Source organism: Kitasatospora sp. NPDC057223 (genome assembly GCF_042669755.1).
Classification (GTDB): Bacteria; Actinomycetota; Actinomycetes; order Streptomycetales; family Streptomycetaceae; genus Kitasatospora.
In genome coordinates this window covers 1-21,791 of the sequence record NZ_JBHUWW010000089.1, presented here as the reverse complement: position 1 = coordinate 21,791, position 21,791 = coordinate 1, and the positions used below count along the sequence as shown (strand labels likewise).

Below are 21,791 nucleotides of genomic sequence, written 5' to 3'. Positions count from 1 at the left end.
TGATGATGAATGACTGTATCCATACGGGGTGACCCGGGTGGGCGGCAAGGAGACCGAGCATGGTGCAGCAGCAGACGAGTGGTCCGCGCGAGGTGCGCGCCGCCCGGGGGACGGCCCTGACCACCCAGGGGTGGCAGCAGGAGGCCGCCCTGCGGATGCTCATGAACAACCTCGACCCCGAGGTCGCCGAGCACCCGTCCAAGCTGGTCGTCTACGGCGGCACCGGCAAGGCCGCGCGGGACTGGCGCTCGTACGACGCGATGGTCCGCACGCTGCAGACGCTGAAGCAGGACGAGACCATGCTGGTCCAGTCCGGCCGGCCGGTCGGCGTGATGCAGACCCACGAGTGGGCGCCGCGCGTCCTGATCGCCAACTCCAACCTGGTCGGCGACTGGGCGAACTGGGAGGAGTTCCGCCGCCTGGAGAGCCTCGGGCTCACCATGTACGGGCAGATGACGGCCGGTTCGTGGATCTACATCGGCACCCAGGGCATCCTCCAGGGCACCTACGAGACCTTCTCCGCCGTCGCCAACAAGAAGTTCGGCGGCACCCTCGCGGGCACCGTCACCCTCACCGCCGGCCTCGGCGGGATGGGCGGCGCCCAGCCGCTCGCCGTCACGATGAACGGCGGCGTGGCGATCTGCGTCGACTGCGACCCGTCCCGGATCGCGCGCCGGATCGAGCACCGCTACCTGGACGTCGAGGCGACCAGCCTGGCCCACGCGCTGGAGCTCGCCGCCGACGCCCGTGACAAGCGGCAGCCGCTCTCGATCGGCCTGCTCGGCAACGCCGCGGACGTCTTCCCGCAGCTGCTCGCGATGGACGCCCCGATCGACATCGTCACCGACCAGACCAGCGCGCACGACCCGTTGGCCTACCTGCCGACCGGCGTCGCCTTCGAGGACATGGCGGACTACGCCGCGGCCAAGCCGGCCGAGTTCACCCAGCGTTCGCGCGAGTCGATGGCCCGGCACGTCGAGGCCATGGTCGGCTTCATGGACGCCGGCGCCGAGGTCTTCGACTACGGCAACTCGATCCGCGGCGAGGCCCAGCTCGCGGGCTACACCCGGGCGTTCGACTTCCCCGGCTTCGTCCCGGCGTACATCCGGCCGCTGTTCTGCGAGGGCAAGGGCCCGTTCCGCTGGGCGGCGCTCTCCGGTGACCCGCAGGACATCGCCAAGACCGACAAGGCCGTCCTCGACCTCTTCCCGGAGAACGAGTCGCTGCACCGCTGGATCAGGATGGCGCAGGAGAAGGTGCACTTCCAGGGCCTGCCGGCGCGCATCTGCTGGCTCGGCTACGGCGAGCGCGACAAGGCCGGCGAGCGGTTCAACGACATGGTGGCGTCCGGCGAGCTGGCCGCGCCGATCGTGATCGGCCGCGACCACCTGGACTGCGGCTCGGTCGCCTCCCCCTACCGGGAGACCGAGGCGATGCTCGACGGCTCCGACGCGATCGCCGACTGGCCGCTGCTGAACGCGATGGTCAACGTCGCCTCCGGCGCGTCCTGGGTCTCGATCCACCACGGTGGCGGCGTCGGCATCGGCCGCTCCATCCACGCCGGGCAGGTGACCGTCGCCGACGGCACGAAGCTGGCCGGCGAGAAGATCCGCCGGGTGCTCACCAACGACCCGGGCATGGGCGTCATCCGGCACGTGGACGCCGGCTACGACCTCGCCTCCGAGGTCGCCGACGAGCGCGGGGTCCGTGTCCCCATGAACGAGCTGTGAGCGAGGACTCCTTCCGCCGGATGTGGGCGGAGCTGCTCCCGGTGGGCCGCTCCGCCGCCTCCGGCGGCTACCGCCGGCACGCCTGGAACTCCGCCGACGCCGAGTGCCGCGCCTGGTTCCGCGAGCAGGCCGAGGGCCGGGGCCTGGCCTACGAGCTGGACCGCAACGGCAACCAGTGGGCCTGGCTCGGCGACCCGCAGGCCGGCGGCGCGGTCGTCACCGGCTCGCACCTGGACTCCGTGCCGGACGGCGGCGCCTACGACGGGCCGCTCGGCGTGGTGTCCTCCTTCGCCGCGCTCGACGAACTGCGCGGCCGTGGCGTCGAGTTCGACAAGCCGCTGGCGATCGTCAACTTCGGTGACGAGGAGGGCGCGCGCTTCGGCGTCGCCTGCATCGGCTCCCGGCTGGCCACGGGCGTGCTCTCCCGGGAGCAGGCGTACGAGCTGCGCGACGCCGACGGCACGCGCCTGCCGGACGCGATGGAGCGGGCCGGGTACGACCCGGCGGCGATCGGCGCGGACCACGAGCGGCTGAGCCGGATCGGTGCCTTCGTCGAACTGCACGTCGAGCAGGGCCGCTACCTGGCCGACGACCAGCCGGTCGGCGTGGCGGGCGCGATCTGGCCGCACGGCCGCTGGCGTTTCGACTTCCACGGCGAGGCCAACCACGCCGGCACCACCCGGATCGAGGACCGCCGCGACCCGATGCTGACGTACGCCGAGACGGTGCTCGCGGCCCGCGGCAGCGCGACGGCGGGGGCGCTGGCCACCTTCGGCAAGGTCGCGGTCGAGCCGAACGGCACCAACGCCATCGCCTCCCTCGTCCGCGGCTGGCTGGACTCCCGGGCGGCCGACGAGGCCACCCTCGGGCGGCTGGTCGGGGAGATCGAGCGGGCCGCCCGCGAGCGCGGCGAGCGCGACGGTGTCCGGGTGGAGCTGACCCGGGAGTCCTTCACGCCGGTCGTCGACTTCGACGGGCCGCTGCGCGACCGGCTGGCCGGCCTGCTCGGCGGGGTGCCCGTGCTGCCGACCGGCGCGGGACACGACGCCGGAATCCTGGCATCGGCCGTGCCGACCGCCATGCTGTTCGTACGGAACCCCAGCGGCGTCTCGCACTCCCCGGCCGAGTACGCCGAGCAGGCCGACTGCCTCGCGGGGGTCGCCGCGCTGGCACACGTACTGGAGGACCTGGCGTGTCACTGACCTACTGGGCGCAGTACGCCTGGCTGCCGCACGTGAACGGCCCGGTGGTCGAACGGGACGTCCTGGTCAGCACCGTGCACGGCGGCCGGATCGGCAAGGTCACGCCGGACGCCGGGCCCTGCCCGCCCGGCGCCGTCCGGCTGGAGGGCCTGCTCGTCCCCGGCCAGGCGAACGCGCACTCGCACGCCTTCCACCGGGCGCTGCGCGGCACCGTGCAGGTCGGCTCCGGCACCTTCTGGACCTGGCGCGACACCATGTACCGGGTCGCCTGCGCGCTCGACCCGGACAGCTACCTGGCGCTCGCCACCGCCGTCTACGCCGAGATGGCGCTCGCCGGGATCACCGCGGTGGGGGAGTTCCACTACCTGCACCACGCGCCCGGCGGGGCCCGCTACGCCGACCCGAACGCGATGGGCGAGGCGCTGATCGAGGCGGCCGCCCGGGCCGGGATCAGGATCACCCTGCTCGACACCTGCTACCTGGCCTCCGGCTTCGGCACCGGGCCGACCAGGCCGCAGCTGCGGTTCAGCGACGGCGACGCGGACGCCTGGGCCGCCCGCGCGGCAGACCTCAAGCCGCGCGAGCACGCCCGGATCGGCGCCGCCGTGCACTCCGTCCGGGCCGTCCCGGCCGACCAGCTGGGCACCGTCGCGCACTGGTCCGCGATGCGCCGGGCGCCGCTGCACGTCCACCTCTCCGAGCAGACCGCGGAGAACGACGCCTGCCTCACCGCGCACGGGGTGACCCCGACCCGGCTGCTCGCCGACCACGGCGTGCTCGGGCCGCGCACCTCCGCCGTGCACGCGACCCACCTCACGGAGGAGGACATCAGGCTCCTCTCCGACTCCTCCACCACCATCTGCATGTGCCCGACCACCGAACGGGACCTCGCCGACGGCATCGGCCCGGCCCGGCAGCTCGCCTCGGCAGGCTGCCCGGTCACGCTCGGCAGTGACAGCCATGCGGTGATCGACCCGTTCGAGGAGGCCCGCGCGCTGGAGCTCAACGAGCGCCTGCGCACCCGCACCCGCGGCCACTGGACGGCGAACGCGCTGCTCCGGGCGGGCAGCGAGCACGGCCACGCCTCGCTCGGCTGGCCCGAGGCCGGGCGGATCGAGGCCGGTGCGCTCGCCGACTTCACCGTGCTGGCCCTGGACTCCGTCCGCACGGCGGGGCCGCCGGCCCGCCTGGGTGCCGAGACGGCGGTGTTCGCGGCCTCCGCCGCCGACGTCCGGCACGTGGTGGTCGGCGGCCGGCAGATCGTCCGGGACGGTGTGCACCAGCTGGTCGCCGACGTCCCCTCGGCGCTGCGCGACTCGATCGCGGCGGCGCTGGCCTCCTGAACACCCGCCCGTACCCGTTCGCGAAAGGGCTCCCGTTGAGCACCCTGATCACCGACATCGGCAGCCTGGTCACCAACGACCCCGCCCACGGCGGCGGCCCGCTCGGGCTGCTCACCGACGCGGCCGTGGTGATCGACGCGGGCACCGTCGCCTGGGTCGGCCCCGCCGGGCGGGCGCCGGCCGCCGACGAGCGCTTCGACGCGGCCGGGCGCGCGCTGCTCCCCGGCTTCGTCGACTCGCACGCCCATCTCGTCTTCGCCGGTGACCGCACCGCCGAGTTCAACGCCCGGATGTCCGGCCAGGCGTACTCGGCGGGCGGCATCCGCACCACCGTCGCCGCGACCCGGGCCGCGACGGACGCCGAGCTGGACGCCAACCTGGCCCGGTTCGTCCGGGAGGCGCTGCGGCAGGGCACCACCACCATCGAGTGCAAGTCCGGCTACGGCCTCACCGTGGCGGACGAGGCGCGGGCGCTGCGGATCGCCGCCGGGCACACCCCGGAGACCACGTACCTGGGCGCGCACGTGGTCGCGCCCGAGTACGCGGACGACCCGGCCGGCTACGTCGCCCTGGTGACGGGCGAGATGCTGGACGCCTGCGCCCCCTACGCACGCTGGGTGGACGTCTTCTGCGAGCAGGGCGCCTTCGACGGCGACCAGGCCAGGGCCGTCCTGACGGCCGGCGTCGAGCGCGGCCTCACCCCCCGGGTGCACGCCAACCAGCTCTCGTACGGGCCCGGCGTGCAGCTCGCCGTGGAGCTGGGCGCCGCCTCGGCCGACCACTGCACGCACCTCACCGACGAGGACGTGGCGGCGCTGGCCGGCTCGGGTACGGTCGCCACGCTGCTGCCCGGCGCGGAGTTCTCCACCCGCGCGCCCTACCCGGACGCGCGCCGGCTGATCGACGCGGGCGCCACCGTCGCGCTCTCCACGGACTGCAACCCGGGCTCCAGTTTCACCAGCTCGATGGCGTTCTGCGTGGCCGTCGCCGTCCGCGAGATGGGCATGACGCCGGACGAGGCCGTCCACGCGGCCACCACCGGCGGCGCCCGCGCCCTGCGCCGCACCGACGTCGGCGTCGTCGCTCCCGGCGCGCGGGCCGACCTGCTGCTGCTGGACGCCCCGTCCCACGTGCACCTCGCCTACCGGCCCGGTGTCCCGCTCACCGCCGCGGTCTGGCGGGCCGGGGTGCGGGAGGTCTGAGCACGCCGAAGGGGCCGGTACGGACGACTCCGTACCGGCCCCTTCGACGTGCGCGTCGGTCTCAGTGCACGTCGCCCATCAGGGCGACGACCCTCCGGCGGTACATCGTCAGCGCGAGGCCGGCGATGATCGCCAGCACGCCCTGGACGGCGAAGTACCAGGTGGAGCCGGTCGCGTCGCCGATCACCAGCTGCATCAGGGCGGCCACGCAGTCGCCCGCCGTGACGGCGAGGAACCACAGGCCCATCATCTGGCTGCCGTACTTGGCGGGGGCCAGCTTGGTGGTGACCGACAGGCCGACGGGGGAGAGCGTCAGCTCGCCGACGGTCTGGATCAGGTAGACCATCGCCAGCCAGAGCGGCGAGACCCGGCCGCCGCCGGCCGCGGCGGCCATCGCCAGCATCATGACCAGGAAGGACGCGCCGATCAGCAGGAGGCCGACGGCGAACTTCATGGTGGTGCTGGGGTTCTTGCGGCGCCGTGCCAGCCAGACCCAGAGCCAGGCGAAGACCGGGGCCAGCGCCATGATGTAGAGCGGGTTCAGCGACTGGAACCAGCTGGACGGGAAGCTGAAGCCGAACAGCGTGGAGGCGGTCGAGTCGGTGGCGAAGATGTTGAGCGTGGAGCCGGACTGGTCGTAGATCATCCAGAACACGGCGGCGGCCACGAAGAACCAGATGTAGCCGCTCATCCGGGACTGCTCGGCCTCGTCCAGGTCCTTGTCCCGCTTGATCCGGGCGAAGTAGACGACCGGGACGGCGATACCGGCGATCGACAGCGGCCAGATCACCCAGTCGACGGTCATCCGGCCGGACAGCGCGACGACGGTGAAGAAGACGGCGGTCAGGGCCAGCCAGAACGCCGCCTTGCGCAGCACCGCGGACTTCTCGGCGGGCGTGATCGGCGAGGCCACCACGTCGCTGCGGGCGCTGAGGTGCCGGGTGCCGAGCAGGTACTGGACCAGGCCCAGGGCCATGCCGACGCCGGCCAGCGCGAAGCCCAGGTGCCAGCTCACGTTCTGGCCGATGGTGCCGATCACCAGCGGGGCCACGAAGGCGCCGAGGTTGATGCCCATGTAGAAGATGGTGAAGCCGCCGTCACGGCGCGGGTCGTTCGGCCCGTCGTACAGGTGGCCGACCATCGTGGAGATGTTGGCCTTCAGCAGGCCGGAGCCGACGGCGATCAGGCCGAGCCCGGCGAAGAACGACGCGGTGGACGGCACGGCCAGCAGGAAGTGGCCGGTCATGATGATGCAGCCGCCGACGGCCACCGTCCGGCGGGCCCCCCAGAACCGGTCGGCGAGCCAGCCGCCCGGCAGGGCGAGCAGGTAGAGCATCGCGTTGTAGACGCTGTAGATCGCGGCGCCGACGGCGGCGGTGTACCCGAGCCCGCCGTCGGAGGTGCCGGCGACCAGGTAGAGCACCAGCAGGGCACGCATTCCGTAGAAGCTGAAGCGTTCCCACATCTCGGTCATGAAGAGGGTGGCAAGGCCCCGGGGGTGCCCGAGGAAGGTCCTGCCGCCGGGGGAGACCGGCCGCTGGGTGCCGGCCTCCAGGGTCGATGACGCCATGAGTAAGGGTTCCTTGCTGCGTGGGGCCCGCCGGCCGAGGGGTGGTGGCCGACGGGAGCCAAACCACTGTACGTGGCCGATTCGGGTCGCCTCCGCTGGCGAACGGCGATGGCAGGGTAAGGCGCAGGTAAAGAATTCCGTCGGCACATGTCGCATATCAATGGCAGATCCGAATGAATGCCTTTGAAGTCAAGATCAGATCGCAGATTCTTCGACGAAGATACAGTTTTCCGAAATGTCCCCGGACCGTGGCCCTGCTCCGGGAACGATCACGCTCTGTGAACTACCTCACTGGGTCATCGGCGGCACCCCGGCGGACTACGATCGCCACATGACCTGTGTGCTGCTCGCCGAGGACGATCCGGCGATCTCCGAACCGCTGGCCCGCGCCCTGCGACGCGAGGGCTACGAGGTGCTCGTCCGCGAGGACGGCCCGGCCGCGCTCGCCGCCGGACTCACCGAAGAGGTCGATCTCGTCGTCCTCGACCTCGGCCTGCCCGAGATGGACGGGCTGGAGGTCTGCCGCCGTCTGCGCGCGGACGGCAAGAGCTGCCCCGTCCTGGTGCTCACCGCCCGCGCCGACGAGGTCGACACGGTGGTCGGCCTGGACGCGGGCGCCGACGACTACGTCACCAAGCCGTTCCGGCTGGCCGAGCTGCTCGCCCGGGTCCGGGCGCTGCTGCGGCGCGGCAACGTCGACCAGCTCACCACCGGCGCGCACGGCGTGAAGATCGACATCGAGTCGCACCGGGCCTGGCTCGGCGAGGAGGAGCTGACCCTCTCCGCCAAGGAGTTCGAACTCCTGCGCGTCCTGGTCAGGGACGCCGGCCGGGTGGTCACCCGCGAGGAGATCATGCGCCAGGTCTGGGACACCACCTGGTGGACCTCGACCAAGACCCTCGACATGCACATCTCCTGGCTGCGCAAGAAGCTGGGCGACGACGCCGCCAACCCCCGCTACATCGCGACCGTGCGCGGCGTCGGCTTCCGCTTCGAGAAGAACTGATCCCGCAAGACCCTCCAGGAGCAGCAGCGTGAAACGCCGGATGATCAACTCGCTGCTGGGCGTCGTCCTGGTGGTCGTCGTGGTGTTCTGCGTACCGCTCGCGCTGGTCGAGAAGCGCACCATCGTCAACTCCGCCCAGGACCGGGTGGACGCGACGGCCGTACGGGTCCTCGCCCTGGTCGAGGACCGGCTCGCGGCCGGCGAGCCGGTCACCGGCGACAAGTTCGCCACCCAGGTCACCGACAACAGCTACGTCGAGGTGGACATCCCCGGCCAGGCGCTGGTCTCCACCGGCGAACGGCCCGAGGGCAGCCACCTCATCAAGGCCGTCGAGCGGGGCGCCAGCGGCGAGACGGTGATCGTCGAGCAGTCCCGCGCGGCGGTCGACCACGAGATCGCCAACATGCTGCTGCTGCTCGGCGTCGTCGCCCTGCTCGCCGTCCAGGCCGCCGTGGCCCTCGCCGTCTGGCAGGCCAAGCGCCTGGCCCGGCCGCTCACCGACCTCGCCGAGACCGCCGAACGGCTCGGCTCCGGCGACCCGCGCCCCCGCGACCGCCGCTACGGCGTCCCCGAACTCGACCGGGTGGCGGAGGTCCTGGACATCAGCGCCGAGCGGATCGCCCGGATGCTCACCGCCGAGCGGCGTCTCGCCGCCGACGCCTCGCACCAGCTGCGCACCCCGCTCACCGCGCTCTCCATGCGGCTGGAGGAGATCACCGCCGTCGCCGAGGAGCCGGAGACCGTCCGGGAGGAGGCGACCATCGCCCTCCAGCAGGTCGAGCGGCTCACCGACGTGGTGCAGCGCCTGCTCACCAACCAGCGCGACCCGCGCAGCCCGACCGCCGTCTCCTTCGACCTGGACGAGGTCATCAAGCAGCAGGTCGAGGAGTGGGGGCCCTCACTGCGGGGCACCGGCCGGGTGCTCCAGGTCGAGGGCCTGCGCGGGGTGGCGGCGGTCGGCACCCCCGGCACCGTCGCCCAGGTGCTCGCCACCCTGATCGAGAACTCGCTGATGCACGGCGCCGGCCTGATCACCCTCCGGGTCCGGCCGTCCGGCACCACGCTGGTGGTCGAGGTCCAGGACGAGGGCGCGGGCGTCCCGCTCGAACTGGGCAACCGGGTCTTCGAGCGCGCCGTCAGCGGCCGCAACTCGACGGGCATCGGCCTCGCCGTCGCCCGCGACCTCGCGGAGGCGGACGGCGGCCGGCTGGAACTGCTGTCGCTGCGGCCGCCGGTGTTCGCGCTCTTCCTGGGGCGGAGCCGCCAGGAAGGATAGGCGGGGTCTGGGGCGGAGCCGCCAGGAAGGATAGGCGGGGTCTGGGGCGGAGCCGCCAGGAAGGATAGGCGGGGTCTGGGGCGGAGCCGCCAGGAAGGTTAGGCGGGGTCCGGGGCGGAGCAAGTAGTACTGGCAGCCGTACTACTTGGCGTACTGGATCTCTTCGCCGGCCAGCAGGCGCTCGGCCTGTGCGACGACGACGGGCTCGGCCCCGACGGTGCCTTCCGCTCCGGCTCCGGCTTCGGCCTCGGGGAGCTCCGGGATGGCCTTGAAGACCCAGGTCCGGTACGAGAAGAAGCGGAACAGCGTGCCGAGGCCCGTTCCGACGACCTTCGACAGGTTGTAGGCCAGGATGCCGGTCAGGTCGAGGGTGTACCGGGTGAACCAGACCGTGCCGTTCTCGATCAGCATGCCGATGCCGCTGAAGATCAGGAACAGGGTGATCTCCCGGCGCCGGGAGGCCGCGTCGCTGTCGCGGTAGACCCAGTAGCGGTAGCCGAGGTAGTTGGCGGCGATGGCGACGGCCGTGCCGATCACCGAGCAGCGGACGGGGGCCCAGCCGGTGAGGTGCAGCACCGCGTTGGAGACGCCGAAGTTCACGACGACGCCGACGAGACCGACGATGCCGAACTTGACCACCTCGCCGGAGGAGACCTCGCGCAGACGCTGGACGAGGGAAGGTCGCGATGGGGCGGTGGTCGTCATACCCGGCTGTCTCCTGTGCCTGCGGGACGAGGGGGCGGCTGGGCGGTTGCTCAGTCCCCCGGGAGTCCGCCGCACACACATGATCCGATCAGCGCGCTCCGGGACCCGGCGAACCAGGCTACTCGCTCCAGGTGAGAGCCACGTCAACGAGGGCTCCCCGCAGCCGTTCCGGGGGCCTGTCCGACGAGTCGGGGCGCCGGCGCAGGCGGCTCGTCCATCACCCCCCACCGGCCCGGATATCCTTGCAGGGTGACTTTCCCGGGCAAGGCGAATTTTCCAGTGGTGGGCGTGATCGGCGGCGGGCAGCTCGCCCGCATGATGCACCAGGCGGGCATTCCGCTCGGCGTGCGCTTCAAGCTTCTCGCCGACACCCCCCAGGACTCCGCCGCGCAGGTGGTCTCCGACGTCGTTCTCGGCGACTACCGCGATCTCGACACGCTGCGCCGCTTCGCGGCCGACTGCGACGTGATCACCTTCGACCACGAGCACGTGCCGACCGAGCACCTGCGGGCCCTCCAGGCCGACGGCATCGCCGTCCGGCCCGGCCCGGAGGCGCTGGTCAACGCCCAGGACAAGGGCGTGATGCGGGCCAAGCTGGACTCGATCGGCGTCCCGTGCCCGCGGCACCGCCTGGTCGCCGACCCGGCGGACGTCACCGCGTTCGCCGAGGAGGGCGCGGGTTACCCCGTCGTCCTGAAGACCGTCCGCGGCGGCTACGACGGCAAGGGTGTCTGGGTCGTCGACGACGAGGAGCAGGCGCACGCGCCGTTCCTGGCCGGTGTCCAGGTGCTGGCCGAGGAGAAGGTCGACTTCCTGCGCGAGCTGGCCGCCAACGTGGTGCGTTCGCCCAGCGGCCAGGCGGTGGCGTACCCGGTGGTGGAGAGCCTCCAGGAGAACGGCGTCTGCGCCGAGGTGACGGCGCCCGCGCCGGAGCTCGCGCCGGAGCTCGCGGCCGAGGCCCAGGCGCTGGCCCTGCGGATCGCCGGCGACCTCGACATCACCGGCCACCTCGCGGTGGAGCTGTTCCAGACCCGCGACGGCCGGATCCTGGTGAACGAGCTGGCGATGCGCCCGCACAACTCCGGGCACTGGACGCAGGACGGCTCCGTCACCTCGCAGTTCGAGAACCACCTCCGGGCCGTCCTCGACCTGCCGCTCGGCGACCCGCGCCCGCGCGCGAAGTGGACCGTGATGGTCAACGTCCTGGGCGGCGACTACCCGGACATGTACCACGCCTTCCTGCACTGCATGGCCCGTGACCCCGGCCTGCGCATCCACATGTACGGGAAGGACGTGAAGCCCGGCCGCAAGGTCGGCCACGTCAACGTCTTCGGGGACGACCTCGACGACGTCCGCGAGCGCGCCCGCCACGCGGCCGCCTACCTGCGAGGAACGATCACCGAGTGAGTACCCCTACTGCTCCCGTCGTCGGCATCGTCATGGGCTCGGACTCCGACTGGCCCGTGATGGAGGCCGCCGCCCAGGCGCTCGACGAGTTCGAGATCCCGTACGAGGTCGACGTCGTCTCCGCGCACCGGATGCCGCGCGAGATGGTCGCGTACGGCGAGAACGCGCACACCCGCGGCCTGAAGGCGATCATCGCGGGCGCCGGCGGCGCCGCCCACCTGCCGGGCATGCTCGCCTCCGTCACCCCGCTGCCGGTCATCGGCGTGCCGGTGCCGCTGCGGTACCTGGACGGCATGGACAGCCTGCTGTCGATCGTCCAGATGCCGGCCGGCGTGCCGGTCGCCACCGTCTCGGTCGCGGGCGCGCGCAACGCGGGCCTGCTCGCCGTCCGGATCCTCGCGGCCTTCGACCCGGAGCTGACCGAGCGGATGACCGAGTTCCAGGCCGAACTGAACAACCAGGCCACCGAGAAGGGCAAGAAGCTGCGCGCCAAGGTCGCCGGCTCCGGCTCCTTCGGCTTCGGCAAGTAGGACCCGGGCCCGGCGCCTACCGGTTCGGATTAAGAGGCTCGGGATACAACAGGTCGTATGACCTCCGAGATGCTCGACCGCGCCAAGTCCCTGCTCCGCGACGCCCCGGTGGTGGACGGTCACAACGACCTCCCCTGGGCGATGCGGCACCACGCCGGCTACGACCTCGACGCCGTGGACCTGGCGGCCGACCAGAGCAGCCGCCTGCACACCGACCTCGTCCGCCTCGCCGCGGGCGGGGTCGGCGCGCAGTTCTGGTCGGTGTACGTGCGCGCCGACTTCGCCGGGGACAAGGCCGTCAGCGCGACCCTGGAGCAGATCGACTTCGTCCGGGCGCTGACCGACCGCCACCCGGACCGGCTGCGGCTCGCCTTCACCGCCGACGACATCGAGGCCGCCCGTGCCGAGGGCCGGATCGCCTCCCTGATGGGCGCCGAGGGCGGCCACAGCATCAACTCCTCGCTCGCCACCCTGCGCGCCCTGTACCGGCTCGGCGTGCGGTACATGACGCTCACTCACAACGACAACCTGCCGTGGGCCGACTCCGCCACCGACAAGCCGGTGGCCGGCGGCCTCACCCGCTTCGGCGAGGAGGTCGTCCGCGAGATGAACCGCCTCGGCATGCTGGTCGACCTCTCGCACGTCTCCGCCGACACGATGCGGGACGCCCTGCGGGTCACCGAGGTGCCGGTGATCTTCTCGCACTCCTCCGCCCGCGCCGTCTGCGACCACCCGCGCAACATCCCCGACGACGTGCTCGCGGCGCTGCCCGCCAACGGCGGCATCGCGATGGCCACCTTCGTCCCGCAGTTCGTCCTGCCCGCCGCCGCCGAGTGGACGGTCGCCGCCGAGGAGAACATGCGCGCCCACGGCTTCCATCCCTTCGACACCACCCCCGCCGCGATGGAGGCCCACCACGCCTTCGACGCCCTCCACCCGCGCCCGGTCGCCACCGTCTCCACCGTCGCCGACCACCTGGACCACATGCGCGAGGTGGCCGGCATCGACCACCTCGGCATCGGCGGCGACTTCGACGGCGTCGCCTTCCTCCCGGCCGGCCTGGACGACGTCTCCGGCTACCCCAACCTGATCGCCGAACTCCTCGGCCGCCACTGGTCCGAGGCCGACCTCGCCAAGCTCACCTGGCACAACGCCGTCCGCGTCCTGCGCGCCGCCGAGGACGCCGCCCGTGACCTCCGGCGCACCCGCCGCCCGTCCATCGCCACCATCGAGCAGCTGGACGGCGCTCCGGGGCAGGCCTGAGCACCGTGCTACCCGGTGGCCTGCCCCGGGGTCACCAGGCCGGTCTCGTAGGCGAGGACGACGGCCTGGGTGCGGCGGATGATCCGGTACGCGATCCGGTCGATCGGCGGGCTGCCCGTCGAGGCCGGGCTGCGGCGGCAGATCGTGCTCGGCGTCGGCGTCGGCGTCGCCGTCCCGGGCAGGTGCGAGGAGGTCGAGCAGGTGCCGCAGTTCGGTCATCGCGTCGCGGCCGGCGCCCAACCGGTACTGGGTCGGCGGCCCGGCTGACGATCGCGAAGGTGCTGCACAACGAGTGAGCTGCGGCGCCCGGTTGGGCTCTCCCGTGCGCAGGGGGCGCGTGGCCCTGCGGTCGCGCCTACTGAGGGCGATGTCGGCGTCGCTGCGTGCTACTTTGCGGTGATCCAGACATGGTTGACCCCGGCGGTGCCGTTAACACCCCGGGGTCCGGCACAGGGAGAGAGAACTCCGCATGCATGTTCACTTTATCGCGCCCGAAAGGTACTTGAGGGCGTCGCACGAGATCATCCGGCACGGCCGGCTGAAGGCCACGGCGAAGACGCTGCTGCTGTGGGGCCTCTCCCTGCCCGAGGGCAGCCGGGACACCCTGCTGACCATCGGCGCCCGCATGCCGGAGGGACGGACGGCCGTCTCGGGTGCCCGTACGCAACTCCTCGGCGAGGGCTACCTGCACGTCCAGCGCACCCAGCACCCCACCAAGGGCACCTGGACCACCCGCACACTGCTCACCTCCGTGCCGCTGACGGACCCGCAGGAGATCGCCGCCGCCTGGGCGGAGGCCGAAGCGGCCCGCGAGGCCTCCCGTGAGGCCGCCCGGGCCGCCGAAGGTCGAAACCCGGCACTCGGTGGAGCGGCGACCCGGATGCTCGGCACTTCCCCTTCGGGGGAGAAGAAGGGAGGGAACACCTCCCACCCCGCCGCCACTGCCGCCGCCCGGGCGAAGGCCGTCCGCAAGGCCCGACCCCCGGTGGCGAAGGCGCCCGTGGCAGCGCCGCTGGCAGCGCCCCCGGCGGCGCCGCTGGACCCGGACGCCGCCGCCACGGCGGCCAAGCTCCTCTGCGGCCTGACCGCCCAGGACACCCGACTGCGCATCGGCCTGCCCGAGGCCCTCGCCCTCGCCCCGCTCGTCACCCGGTGGCTGGCCCACGACCGCAGCACCGACCGCCTGCGCGACGCCCTGCTCACCGGCCTGCCCGACCGCATCCATGCCCCCGAGGCCTTCCTCCGCACCCGCCTGGAGCGCAAGATGCCCGCCCCGGCGGCTCCGGCGGCCCCGCCCCGGACGCTGCACGAGTGCACCCACTGCGCGGGCCCCGTGCCCCGCCCCGGAACCCGCTGCGCCCGCTGCACCGGTGCGGCCCACCCCGCCACCGGCCCGGACGCCGCCACCGCCGAACGCAACCGCCGAGGCGTCGCCCGCGCCCGCCGCATCATCCGTGGTGAGGCACCACTCCCGGTCTAGGCTGCGCGTGCAGGGTCGCCCGCAGGGCCGTCGGCGAGGGTGTCCGGACGGGCGTGGCCCGCCCTGCGGGCGAGATGGACGGTGATGTCGGCGTCGATCCCGACCGTCTCGGGCAGCGCCCGCGCGATCGCGTCGTACGCCTGCTGCCGCCTCGGTTGCGGCAGTTGGAGATACGCCGAGACGGTCGACAGGTAGCCGACGTAGTCGGGAGCGCTCACGGTCAGCCGCCGGGTGATGACGGCCTGCCGGACGTCGGTGAACAGTCGGGACCGTTGCAGCTCGGTGCCCGGCCACTGCATCGCCTCGCCGGGAGCGGTCCCGTCGGGAGACGGAATCCCGTCGCTCTCCAGGAACGGCGCCCGCGCCCCCCGCACGGCGTCCTCGACAGCCTGGTCGGCGAGCTGGACCGGGCCGCCGAAGTTGGCGAACACGCCCGCCGGCCCGAGCAGCGCGGCCACCCGCGCCCACCGGCCCTCCGGACGCGTCCAGTGCAGGGCCGCCGCCGCGTAGACCAACCCGTACGTCCGGCCCGGCCGCAGATCCTCGAACGCGGCCCGCACCGCCGTCACGTTCGCGGGTACCGCCCTGCGCAGTTCGGTGAGCATGGCCGGGTCGGGATCCGTCGCCGTGACCGCGACTCCGCGCCCGGCGAACAGCCGGGTCGCCTTGCCCGTCCCCGCGCCGATCTCCAGCGCCGTCCGGACGGGTCGGCCCGCATAGGCGGCCACCAGGTCGAAGAGCTCTTCGGGATACCCCGGACGGAACCGTTCGTAGGCTCCCGCGATCGCGCCGAAGCTCAGTGCACGAGCAGACATGCCAGGCATCCTGGCACGACCGGGACGGACGCCGCTCGGGCTTTCACCGCACCGGCGTACCCGCATCGTCCGGCCCGCTCAGCCCCTGCAGCCACTCGCCGATCGTGCGGAAGTCCGCGTCGGTCAGGCCGCGACGGGGATCGACGCGGTGGAGCAGGGCCCGGCCCCGGTGGTGGTCGGCCACCCAGCGGCGGTCGGCGTCGGTGATCTCGTCGTCGACCCAGACGAAGGGGCGCCCGGCCGCCCGGTCGACGAGAGGGCGGGTCTTCCAGTGCAGTCCGGCCCGCTCGTCGGCCCGTTCGTCCGCGTCGGACGGATCGGGCCAGTCCACCACGGCCGACTCCGGCAGGCCGAGGCGCGGGGCGACGTACCGGTTGGCGTCGGCCACCCACGTTGTGGCCCAGACCAGTTCGCACCCGAGCGCGGCCAGCCGGGGCCCGTTCCCGGGATCGATCCGGTCCAGCAGCGGATTCGCCTCGGCGCCCGCCGGGCCGGGGCCTGCCCGGTAGGTCGGATACCCGCCCGGACGCTCCTCCGGTGTCGCGCCGAACGGGATCAGCGGCCCGTCGACGTCGAGGAAGAGCAGCGGGCGCGGCACGGAACGGGTCACGCCTGCACGATAGCGATGCGGCAGGCCACCCAGGCGAGGCGTCCTTCCAGGTTTCGATCTGGTCTCTTCTGACCGTATGTCAGGAGCGGGCCCCGCGGCTTCGTCCTGCGCAGTACGATCAACCAACTCACACCACTCGGAGACAGTCGCCTGCACATGGTCTTCAGACTCACGGAAAAGCCAGATCAAATCCTCGTCCAAGGTCAAACCTGTAGTGGCGTGGCGAGCGCAGGCCGGGCGACTGACTGGTGCCTGGAGATCCCCGGTCGGCCCCCGCTTGTCATTCGCGACACGGCATGGACTTTTGACGATGAGCGCGATGTCGTTCTGCGCCGCACTGAAATGCTGCCCGAGATGCCGGCTCGTCTTACCCAGTTGTTCAACCGCGAGCGTGCGGGCATCCATCATGTGAACGTCGACCGACGCCGAATCCTGGCGTACCTCGCTGTCCCGGAGGACGGCCGGGAACGGCCGCGCCGCCGGCGCTCCCTTACGGTTCAGGACCTCGTTGTTGCCTGCAATCCAGCCTGGTTCGCGCAGCTTCTCGGCAACCCGGGGGTCAGCCTGGCTTCCCCGCTTGATCCCGCCTCGGGCGAGCCCGGGCGTGGTCAGCATGAGATCCATTTCGATGCTGACGACTCCTTCACTCCTGTCTACGCTTACGTCCTCACCCGTCTGGTGCCGACACTGCGCAAGATTGGCTGGCTCGCCGGGTTCTGAGGGATGAGGGGCGTCTCGTGGTCAGGCCAGGTTCTCGATCTCTCGATCTGGTGGGGCTCCACCGCCTTGTCGGCCCAACTTCCTTATGCCAGAGGCAGTTTGGGTGGGAGTCCGTACCCTTCGATTGCTGTAGCTTCCTGCTATGGCTATGAGCAGAGTGAGCGAGAACCCGGAGTTGCGGTTCTCCGCGATGTTGGTGCGTGCAGCAAACCTTCCGGGCGTCCGTATCAACAGGGAGGCGTATCTCCGGCAGACGCTGGCTCGGCACTTCTCCGAGGACGAGATACGCAGGGCCATCGAGAAGACTCCTGCGGCGGCGGGCATCCCCCTCGAGGTTCTGGACAGACTGGCCAACAGCTCAATCAGCTACGAAACAACCAAGGTCAGCGCTCTCTCTGCGGCTGCCGGGATGCCGGGCCTGATCTTCCTCCCCGCCACCGTGCCCGCCGACGTCGCCCAGTACTTCGGGCACATGCTGCGAATCGCGCAGAAGCTCGCCTACCTCTACAGCTGGCCCGATCTGTTCGCAGATGACAGCGATGACCTCGACGACGCAAACAAGGGAGTGCTCACGCTCTTCGTCGGCGTGATGTTCGGCGCTCAATCAGCGAACGCCGCTGTAGGGAAGGTCGCGGGGATGATGGCGGAGCAGGTGGCCAAGAAGCTGCCGCAGAAGGCACTCACCAAAGGCGTCATCTATCCCATAGTGAAAAAAGTCGCGGGCTACATCGGCGTCGAGATGACAAAAAAGACCTTCGCAAAGACCGTCGCGAAGGCCATTCCCGTCGTTGGGGCAGTTGTTTCCGGCGGCCTCACTCTTGCGACCTACCTTCCCATGGCCAAGAGACTGCAGAGACACCTCTCCGGCCTGGAACTCACGAATCCGTCGCAGCGAGTTGTCAGTGTGGAGGTTGACGAGCCCTTCGTCGCGGACGACGTCGAGCGGCATGACGCAGACGACACTGCCATCGCGCTGGAGAGCCGTCACTCGTGGTCGGGCGGCCACCCGAGTGGGTGACCGCCCAGCCGTACGAGGGTCGAGCCCTGCCGCTGCCGGCAGTCCGTGCTCAGGCGGGCTTCGGCTCGTAGCCGATGTCGAACTCGCCGTCCATCGCGCCGAGTCGGAAGGCCTCCCACTCGCCCGGGGTGAAGACCAGGACCGGGCCGTCGGGGTCGGCGCCGTTGCGCATCGCGATGTGGCCGCCGACGAAGGCGATCTGGGGGCCGTCCAGGTGGTCGGGGGCGGCCAGCCAGGTGGCGTCGGTGAGGTCGAGCACGGGCTTGGGCGAGGACTTCGGTGCGTCGGTCATCGGTGCGTCGGTCAGAGGTGCGTCCGTCATCGGTGCGGGCTCCTGAGGTCGGTCCCGGTTCGTCCGGGGTCGGTCCGGGGGCGTCCAGGGTCAGTCGAGCAGCGGGATCTCGATCGCCGGGCAGCGGTTCATCACCATGGTGAGCCCGGCGTCGGTGGTCCGACGGTAGGCGGCTTCGTCGATCACGTCGAGCTGGAACCAGACGGCCTTGGCACCGGCGGCCACCGCCTCGTCGGCGACGGCGCCGGCCAGCGCGGAGTTGACGAAGACGTCCACCACGTCGACCGGGAACGGGATGTCGGCGAGGGTGGCGTAGCCCTGTTCGCCGAGGACGGTCTCCGCCCTGGGGTGGACGGGGACGATCCGCTTGCCGTAGCGCTGGAGCACCCGGGCGACGCCGTACGCGGCGCGGGCCGTGTTGTTGGACAGGCCGACCACCGCCCACACGTCTCCGGTGCCGGTGAGGATCTCGCGGACCGCCGCGTCGTCGCCGTACGTCGTCATGCCTGCTCCAACCGGCCGGCGGACGCGCTCATTCCGCCCGCCCGGTCAGCCGCCCGCCCGGTCAGCCGTCCGGCCGTCCGGGTCCGGACCGCCCGGGCTCAGCTGGGGCGGCCCATCGCGCGGTACGTCCAGCCGGCGGCGCGCCAGGCCGCGCCGTCGAGGACGTTGCGGCCGTCCACCAGACGGCGTTCGGTGACGACGGCGCCGAGGGCGGCCGGGTCCAGCTCGCGGAACTCCTGCCACTCGGTGAGGTGCAGCACGACATGGGCCCCCTCGGCGGCCTCCAGCGGGCTGTCGGCGTAGGCGAGGCTGGGGAACATCTTGCGGGCGTTGTCCATCGCCTTGGGGTCGTACACGGTGACCTGGGCGCCCTGGAGCTGGATCTGCGCGGCCACGTTGAGTGCGGGGGAGTCGCGGATGTCGTCCGAGTTGGGCTTGAACGCGGCCCCGAGGACGGCCACCTGCCGGCCGAGGAAGCCGCCGCCGCACTGCTCTCGGGCCAGCTCGACCATCCGGGAGCGGCGCCGCATGTTGATCGAGTCGACCTCGCGCAGGAACGTCAGGGCCTGGTCGGCGCCGAGCTCGCCGGCGCGGGCCATGAACGCGCGGATGTCCTTGGGCAGGCAGCCGCCGCCGAAGCCGAGCCCGGCGTTGAGGAACTTGCCGCCGATCCGTTCGTCGTAGGAGAGGGCCTTGCTGAGCTGGGTGACGTCCGCGCCGGCGCTCTCGCAGACCTCGGCCATCGCGTTGATGAAGGAGATCTTGGTGGCCAGGAAGGAGTTCGCGGCGGCCTTGACCAGCTCGGCGGTGGCGAAGTCGGTGACGACGAACGGGACGCCCTCGGCGATCGGCGTCGCGTACACCTCGCGCAGCAGCTCCTCGGCCCGCTCGGTACGGACGCCGACGACGATCCGGTCCGGGTGCAGGGTGTCGCCGACGGCGAAGCCCTCGCGCAGGAACTCGGGGTTCCAGGCCAGCTCGGCGGCCTCCCCGACCGGCGCCAGGGCGGCCAGGCGCTCGACCAGCCGGCTGGCGCTGCCCACCGGCACGGTCGACTTGCCGACCACCAGGGTGGGCCGGGTCAGGTACGGCGCGATCGAGTCGACGGCCGCGTCGACGTAGCTCATGTCGGCCGCGAACTCGCCCTTGCGCTGGGGGGTGTTGACGCAGATGAAGTGGACGTCGCCGAACTCGGCGGCCTCCTGGGGCGAGGAGGTGAAGCGCAGCCGGCCGGTGGAGCCCTCGTGCCCGGCGACGTGCTTGACCAGGAGCTCGGACAGGCCGGGCTCGTACATCGGGACCCGGCCCGCGGTGAGCGTGGCGATCTTGTCCGGGTCGATGTCCAGGCCGAGCACCTCGAAGCCGAACTCCGCCAGGCAGGCGGCGTGGGTGGCACCGAGGTAGCCGGTGCCGATCACTGAGATGCGGAGGGCCACGGGTTCCCCTTTGCGAACTGTTCGGACGTGCCGGGCATGCCGGGCCGGTCGCGCCCGCCGGCCGTGGCGTGGCGCAATGACCGATGCTATCCGCCCCCGGAGCCGGTGTAACCCGTCGCTCACGGCCGGACATACCCGGGTAATCCGCGCACCGCCGCGACCCCGAACCCGACTGCTGTGACGAATTTCCTTACGGGCCGGGCGCGTTGGGTGTGACCGGCGGCACAATGCCCCAATGGATCCGAAGGTCGACAGCCAGGACGAGCCAGCCGAGCCCGAAGACTTCGCAGACCTCCACGACTCCCACACCGACCCGGCCCCGCCCCCGGGCCCGGACCCTGACCCGGCCGGCGACGGCCCGGGCGGCCTCAGCCTGTTCGAGGGCCGGCCCGAGGCAGACGAGCCGCCGCTGCCGCGCAGGCGGCGCCGGGCCCGCCGGGTCCTGCTCTGGGCGCTCGCCACCCTGCTCGTCCTGGTCGGCATCGCCGTCGCCGGCGTCTACGGCACGGTGGAGCACTACGCCTCGTCCGTCCCCCGCATCCCGCACGCCTTCCCGTCCGCGCCGGCGTCCGCACAGCCGCAGGCCGTCCCCGGCCACGGCCTGAACTTCCTGCTGGTCGGCCTGGACGCCCGAGCCGAGGGCGGCACCACCGGCAGCAGCGCCAAGGCCCCCGCCTGGCAGGCCGGAGCGGCCCGCAGCGACACCATGATGCTGCTGCACGTCTCGGACGACCGGAAGAGCGCCTCGCTCGTCTCGCTGGCCCGCGACACCCTGGTCGACATCCCGGGGCACGGCCTCGCCAAGATCAACGCCGCGTACTCCTGGGGCGGCCCGGCCCTGATGACCGAGACCGTGCAGAACCTCACCGGCATCCGGATCGACCACATCGCGGTGATCGACTGGAACGGCTTCCGGGCCCTCACCGACGCCGTCGGCGGGGTGGACATCACCATCCCGCGCACCATCGAGGCCGCCGGTGACGGCCGCCAGTGGGACGCGGGCACCCACCACATGGGCGGCGCCGACGCGCTGCAGTACGTCCGCGAGCGCTACGGCCTGCCCGGCGGCGACCTGGACCGCACCAAGCGGCAGCAGAACTTCCTGCGCTCCCTGATGGTCACGGTGATGAGCTCCGGCACCCTCACCAGCCCCGCCCGGCTCGGCGGCCTGCTGCAGTCCGTCGGCGAGGTCGTCAGCGTGGACGACCGGCTCGCCAACTCCGACCTGTACGACCTCGCGTGGAGCCTGCGCGGACTGCGGGCCGACGACGTGCGGTTCATGAACGCGCCGTTCGGCGGCTTCGACACGGTCGGCGGCCAGGACGTCGTCCTGCTGGCCGAGGAGCCGGCCCGCCAGCTCTGGGAGGCCATGCGCAACGACCGGATGGCGGAGTACTTCCGCGACCACCGGGCCGGCGACACGCTCGGCACCGACGTCTCCTGAGCGCGCCCGCGGGGGCGTGCTCCGTACGCCCCCGGTGTCGTGCACGTCACGTCGGGGCTGGGCAGGGGCCAACTCTAGAATTAGGATCTACTTAACGGTAATTAACTAGGTGAGCGAGGCATCATGGCGGGCAGCGCAGGGGCGGACTTCGATCTCTTCCGGACCACCGAGGAGCACGACATGCTCCGTGAGGCGGTGCGGTCGCTGGCCGAGGCGAAGATCGCTCCGTTCGCGGCCG

The 21,791-nt window shown here is 72.0% G+C and carries 21 protein-coding genes; 14 read left to right on the top strand and 7 right to left on the bottom strand.

All coding sequences use genetic code 11. The features are described from left to right. Positions 1-59 precede the first annotated feature (59 nt). The 4 genes from hutU to hutI are packed head-to-tail and all read left to right on the top strand — an operon-like array spanning position 60 to position 5,477. Positions 60-1,730 carry a urocanate hydratase gene (gene hutU, locus ACFUK0_RS26960; protein WP_380254604.1) on the top strand — a complete coding sequence of 557 codons (1,671 nt, stop codon included), beginning with the start codon at positions 60-62 and terminating at the stop codon, positions 1,728-1,730. 20 nt (positions 1,731-1,750) lie between these two features. After that, positions 1,751-2,932: an allantoate amidohydrolase gene (locus ACFUK0_RS26955; protein WP_380254638.1), complete on the top strand. Its 1,182-nt coding sequence runs from the start codon at positions 1,751-1,753 to the stop codon at positions 2,930-2,932. Next, positions 2,923-4,275, top strand: a complete 1,353-nt coding sequence (locus ACFUK0_RS26950) for a formimidoylglutamate deiminase (protein ID WP_380254602.1) — start codon at positions 2,923-2,925, stop codon at positions 4,273-4,275. Before ACFUK0_RS26955 ends, ACFUK0_RS26950 begins: the two co-directional genes overlap by 10 nt. A gap of 35 nt (positions 4,276-4,310) precedes the next feature. Then, positions 4,311-5,477 carry an imidazolonepropionase gene (gene hutI, locus ACFUK0_RS26945; protein WP_380254600.1) on the top strand — a complete coding sequence of 389 codons (1,167 nt, stop codon included), beginning with the start codon at positions 4,311-4,313 and terminating at the stop codon, positions 5,475-5,477. 61 nt (positions 5,478-5,538) lie between these two features. Here the strand turns inward: hutI and ACFUK0_RS26940 are convergent, their stop codons facing one another. Then, positions 5,539-7,047: a peptide MFS transporter gene (locus tag ACFUK0_RS26940; RefSeq protein WP_380254598.1), complete on the bottom strand. Its 1,509-nt coding sequence runs from the start codon at positions 7,045-7,047 to the stop codon at positions 5,539-5,541. Between the two features lie 331 nt (positions 7,048-7,378). Here ACFUK0_RS26940 and ACFUK0_RS26935 point away from each other — a divergent pair, with 331 nt between their 5' ends. Further along, the gene (locus tag ACFUK0_RS26935; RefSeq protein WP_073924168.1) at positions 7,379-8,053 is read left to right on the top strand and encodes a response regulator transcription factor; all 675 of its coding nucleotides are present in this window, start codon (positions 7,379-7,381) and stop codon (positions 8,051-8,053) included. Between the two features lie 28 nt (positions 8,054-8,081). Then, entirely contained in the window at positions 8,082-9,329 is a 1,248-nt protein-coding gene (locus tag ACFUK0_RS26930; protein WP_380254596.1) for an ATP-binding protein, read from the top strand. A 141-nt stretch (positions 9,330-9,470) separates the two neighbouring features. Here ACFUK0_RS26930 and ACFUK0_RS26925 read toward each other — a convergent pair whose 3' ends face one another. Then, positions 9,471-10,034: a GtrA family protein gene (locus tag ACFUK0_RS26925; RefSeq protein WP_380254594.1), complete on the bottom strand. Its 564-nt coding sequence runs from the start codon at positions 10,032-10,034 to the stop codon at positions 9,471-9,473. Positions 10,035-10,283: 249 nt separating this feature from the next. On the opposite strand from ACFUK0_RS26925, the gene ACFUK0_RS26920 reads away from it, so the two are divergent. The 5 genes from ACFUK0_RS26920 (at position 10,284) to ACFUK0_RS26900 (ending at position 14,714) form a co-directional block, all read left to right on the top strand. Beyond that, positions 10,284-11,441, top strand: a complete 1,158-nt coding sequence (locus ACFUK0_RS26920) for a 5-(carboxyamino)imidazole ribonucleotide synthase (RefSeq protein WP_380254592.1) — start codon at positions 10,284-10,286, stop codon at positions 11,439-11,441. A gap of 32 nt (positions 11,442-11,473) precedes the next feature. Beyond that, entirely contained in the window at positions 11,474-11,971 is a 498-nt protein-coding gene (purE, locus tag ACFUK0_RS26915; protein ID WP_380254636.1) for a 5-(carboxyamino)imidazole ribonucleotide mutase, read from the top strand. 57 nt (positions 11,972-12,028) lie between these two features. Beyond that, the gene (locus ACFUK0_RS26910; RefSeq protein ID WP_380254590.1) at positions 12,029-13,234 is read left to right on the top strand and encodes a dipeptidase; all 1,206 of its coding nucleotides are present in this window, start codon (positions 12,029-12,031) and stop codon (positions 13,232-13,234) included. 78 nt (positions 13,235-13,312) lie between these two features. Further along, positions 13,313-13,501: a hypothetical protein gene (locus ACFUK0_RS26905; RefSeq protein ID WP_380254588.1), complete on the top strand. Its 189-nt coding sequence runs from the start codon at positions 13,313-13,315 to the stop codon at positions 13,499-13,501. 202 nt (positions 13,502-13,703) lie between these two features. Next, entirely contained in the window at positions 13,704-14,714 is a 1,011-nt protein-coding gene (locus ACFUK0_RS26900) for a hypothetical protein (RefSeq protein ID WP_380254586.1), read from the top strand. Here ACFUK0_RS26900 and ACFUK0_RS26895 read toward each other — a convergent pair. Together ACFUK0_RS26895 and ACFUK0_RS26890 are read right to left on the bottom strand one after the other, a co-directional pair. Then, positions 14,711-15,529 (bottom strand): class I SAM-dependent methyltransferase, encoded by an 819-nt coding sequence (locus tag ACFUK0_RS26895; protein ID WP_380254584.1) that lies wholly within the window; start codon positions 15,527-15,529, stop codon positions 14,711-14,713. The two genes, ACFUK0_RS26900 and ACFUK0_RS26895, sit on opposite strands and share 4 nt — an antisense overlap. A 43-nt stretch (positions 15,530-15,572) precedes the next feature. After that, positions 15,573-16,139 carry an HAD domain-containing protein gene (locus ACFUK0_RS26890; protein WP_380254582.1) on the bottom strand — a complete coding sequence of 189 codons (567 nt, stop codon included), beginning with the start codon at positions 16,137-16,139 and terminating at the stop codon, positions 15,573-15,575. A gap of 219 nt (positions 16,140-16,358) precedes the next feature. Between ACFUK0_RS26890 and ACFUK0_RS26885 the strand changes: the two genes are divergently transcribed. Continuing rightward, the gene (locus ACFUK0_RS26885; protein WP_380254580.1) at positions 16,359-16,859 is read left to right on the top strand and encodes a hypothetical protein; all 501 of its coding nucleotides are present in this window, start codon (positions 16,359-16,361) and stop codon (positions 16,857-16,859) included. Positions 16,860-17,001: 142 nt separating this feature from the next. Continuing rightward, complete coding sequence (locus ACFUK0_RS26880) at positions 17,002-17,877, top strand: hypothetical protein (protein WP_380254578.1); 876 nt, start codon at positions 17,002-17,004, stop codon at positions 17,875-17,877. 49 nt (positions 17,878-17,926) lie between these two features. Here ACFUK0_RS26880 and ACFUK0_RS26875 read toward each other — a convergent pair whose 3' ends face one another. The 3 genes from ACFUK0_RS26875 to ACFUK0_RS26865 form a co-directional block, all read right to left on the bottom strand. After that, entirely contained in the window at positions 17,927-18,199 is a 273-nt protein-coding gene (locus ACFUK0_RS26875; RefSeq protein ID WP_380254576.1) for a DUF397 domain-containing protein, read from the bottom strand. 60 nt (positions 18,200-18,259) lie between these two features. After that, a complete protein-coding gene (locus tag ACFUK0_RS26870; RefSeq protein WP_380254574.1) occupies positions 18,260-18,673 on the bottom strand; it encodes a CoA-binding protein in 414 nt (137 codons plus the stop codon). A 98-nt stretch (positions 18,674-18,771) separates the two neighbouring features. After that, positions 18,772-20,109, bottom strand: a complete 1,338-nt coding sequence (locus ACFUK0_RS26865; RefSeq protein WP_380254572.1) for a UDP-glucose dehydrogenase family protein — start codon at positions 20,107-20,109, stop codon at positions 18,772-18,774. Between the two features lie 235 nt (positions 20,110-20,344). On the opposite strand from ACFUK0_RS26865, the gene ACFUK0_RS26860 reads away from it, so the two are divergent. After that, a complete protein-coding gene (locus tag ACFUK0_RS26860) occupies positions 20,345-21,553 on the top strand; it encodes an LCP family protein (RefSeq protein WP_380254570.1) in 1,209 nt (402 codons plus the stop codon). The last annotated feature ends 238 nt before the right edge of the window (positions 21,554-21,791 follow it).

Bases quoted from the DNA above. Each gene is read 5' to 3' on its own strand.
- ACFUK0_RS26860 (WP_380254570.1), top strand. From the start codon at position 20,345: ATGGATCCGAAGGTCGACAGCCAGGACGAGCCAGCCGAGCCCGAAGAC.
- ACFUK0_RS26870 (WP_380254574.1), bottom strand. From the start codon at position 18,673: ATGACGACGTACGGCGACGACGCGGCGGTCCGCGAGATCCTCACCGGC.
- ACFUK0_RS26900 (WP_380254586.1), top strand. From the start codon at position 13,704: ATGCATGTTCACTTTATCGCGCCCGAAAGGTACTTGAGGGCGTCGCAC.
- ACFUK0_RS26875 (WP_380254576.1), bottom strand. From the start codon at position 18,199: ATGACGGACGCACCTCTGACCGACGCACCGATGACCGACGCACCGAAG.
- ACFUK0_RS26880 (WP_380254578.1), top strand. From the start codon at position 17,002: ATGGCTATGAGCAGAGTGAGCGAGAACCCGGAGTTGCGGTTCTCCGCG.
- hutU (WP_380254604.1), top strand. From the start codon at position 60: ATGGTGCAGCAGCAGACGAGTGGTCCGCGCGAGGTGCGCGCCGCCCGG.
- ACFUK0_RS26905 (WP_380254588.1), top strand. From the start codon at position 13,313: ATGATCCGGTACGCGATCCGGTCGATCGGCGGGCTGCCCGTCGAGGCC.
- ACFUK0_RS26925 (WP_380254594.1), bottom strand. From the start codon at position 10,034: ATGACGACCACCGCCCCATCGCGACCTTCCCTCGTCCAGCGTCTGCGC.
- ACFUK0_RS26895 (WP_380254584.1), bottom strand. From the start codon at position 15,529: ATGTCTGCTCGTGCACTGAGCTTCGGCGCGATCGCGGGAGCCTACGAA.
- purE (WP_380254636.1), top strand. From the start codon at position 11,474: ATGGGCTCGGACTCCGACTGGCCCGTGATGGAGGCCGCCGCCCAGGCG.
- ACFUK0_RS26935 (WP_073924168.1), top strand. From the start codon at position 7,379: ATGACCTGTGTGCTGCTCGCCGAGGACGATCCGGCGATCTCCGAACCG.
- ACFUK0_RS26910 (WP_380254590.1), top strand. From the start codon at position 12,029: ATGACCTCCGAGATGCTCGACCGCGCCAAGTCCCTGCTCCGCGACGCC.
- ACFUK0_RS26955 (WP_380254638.1), top strand. From the start codon at position 1,751: ATGTGGGCGGAGCTGCTCCCGGTGGGCCGCTCCGCCGCCTCCGGCGGC.
- ACFUK0_RS26940 (WP_380254598.1), bottom strand. From the start codon at position 7,047: ATGGCGTCATCGACCCTGGAGGCCGGCACCCAGCGGCCGGTCTCCCCC.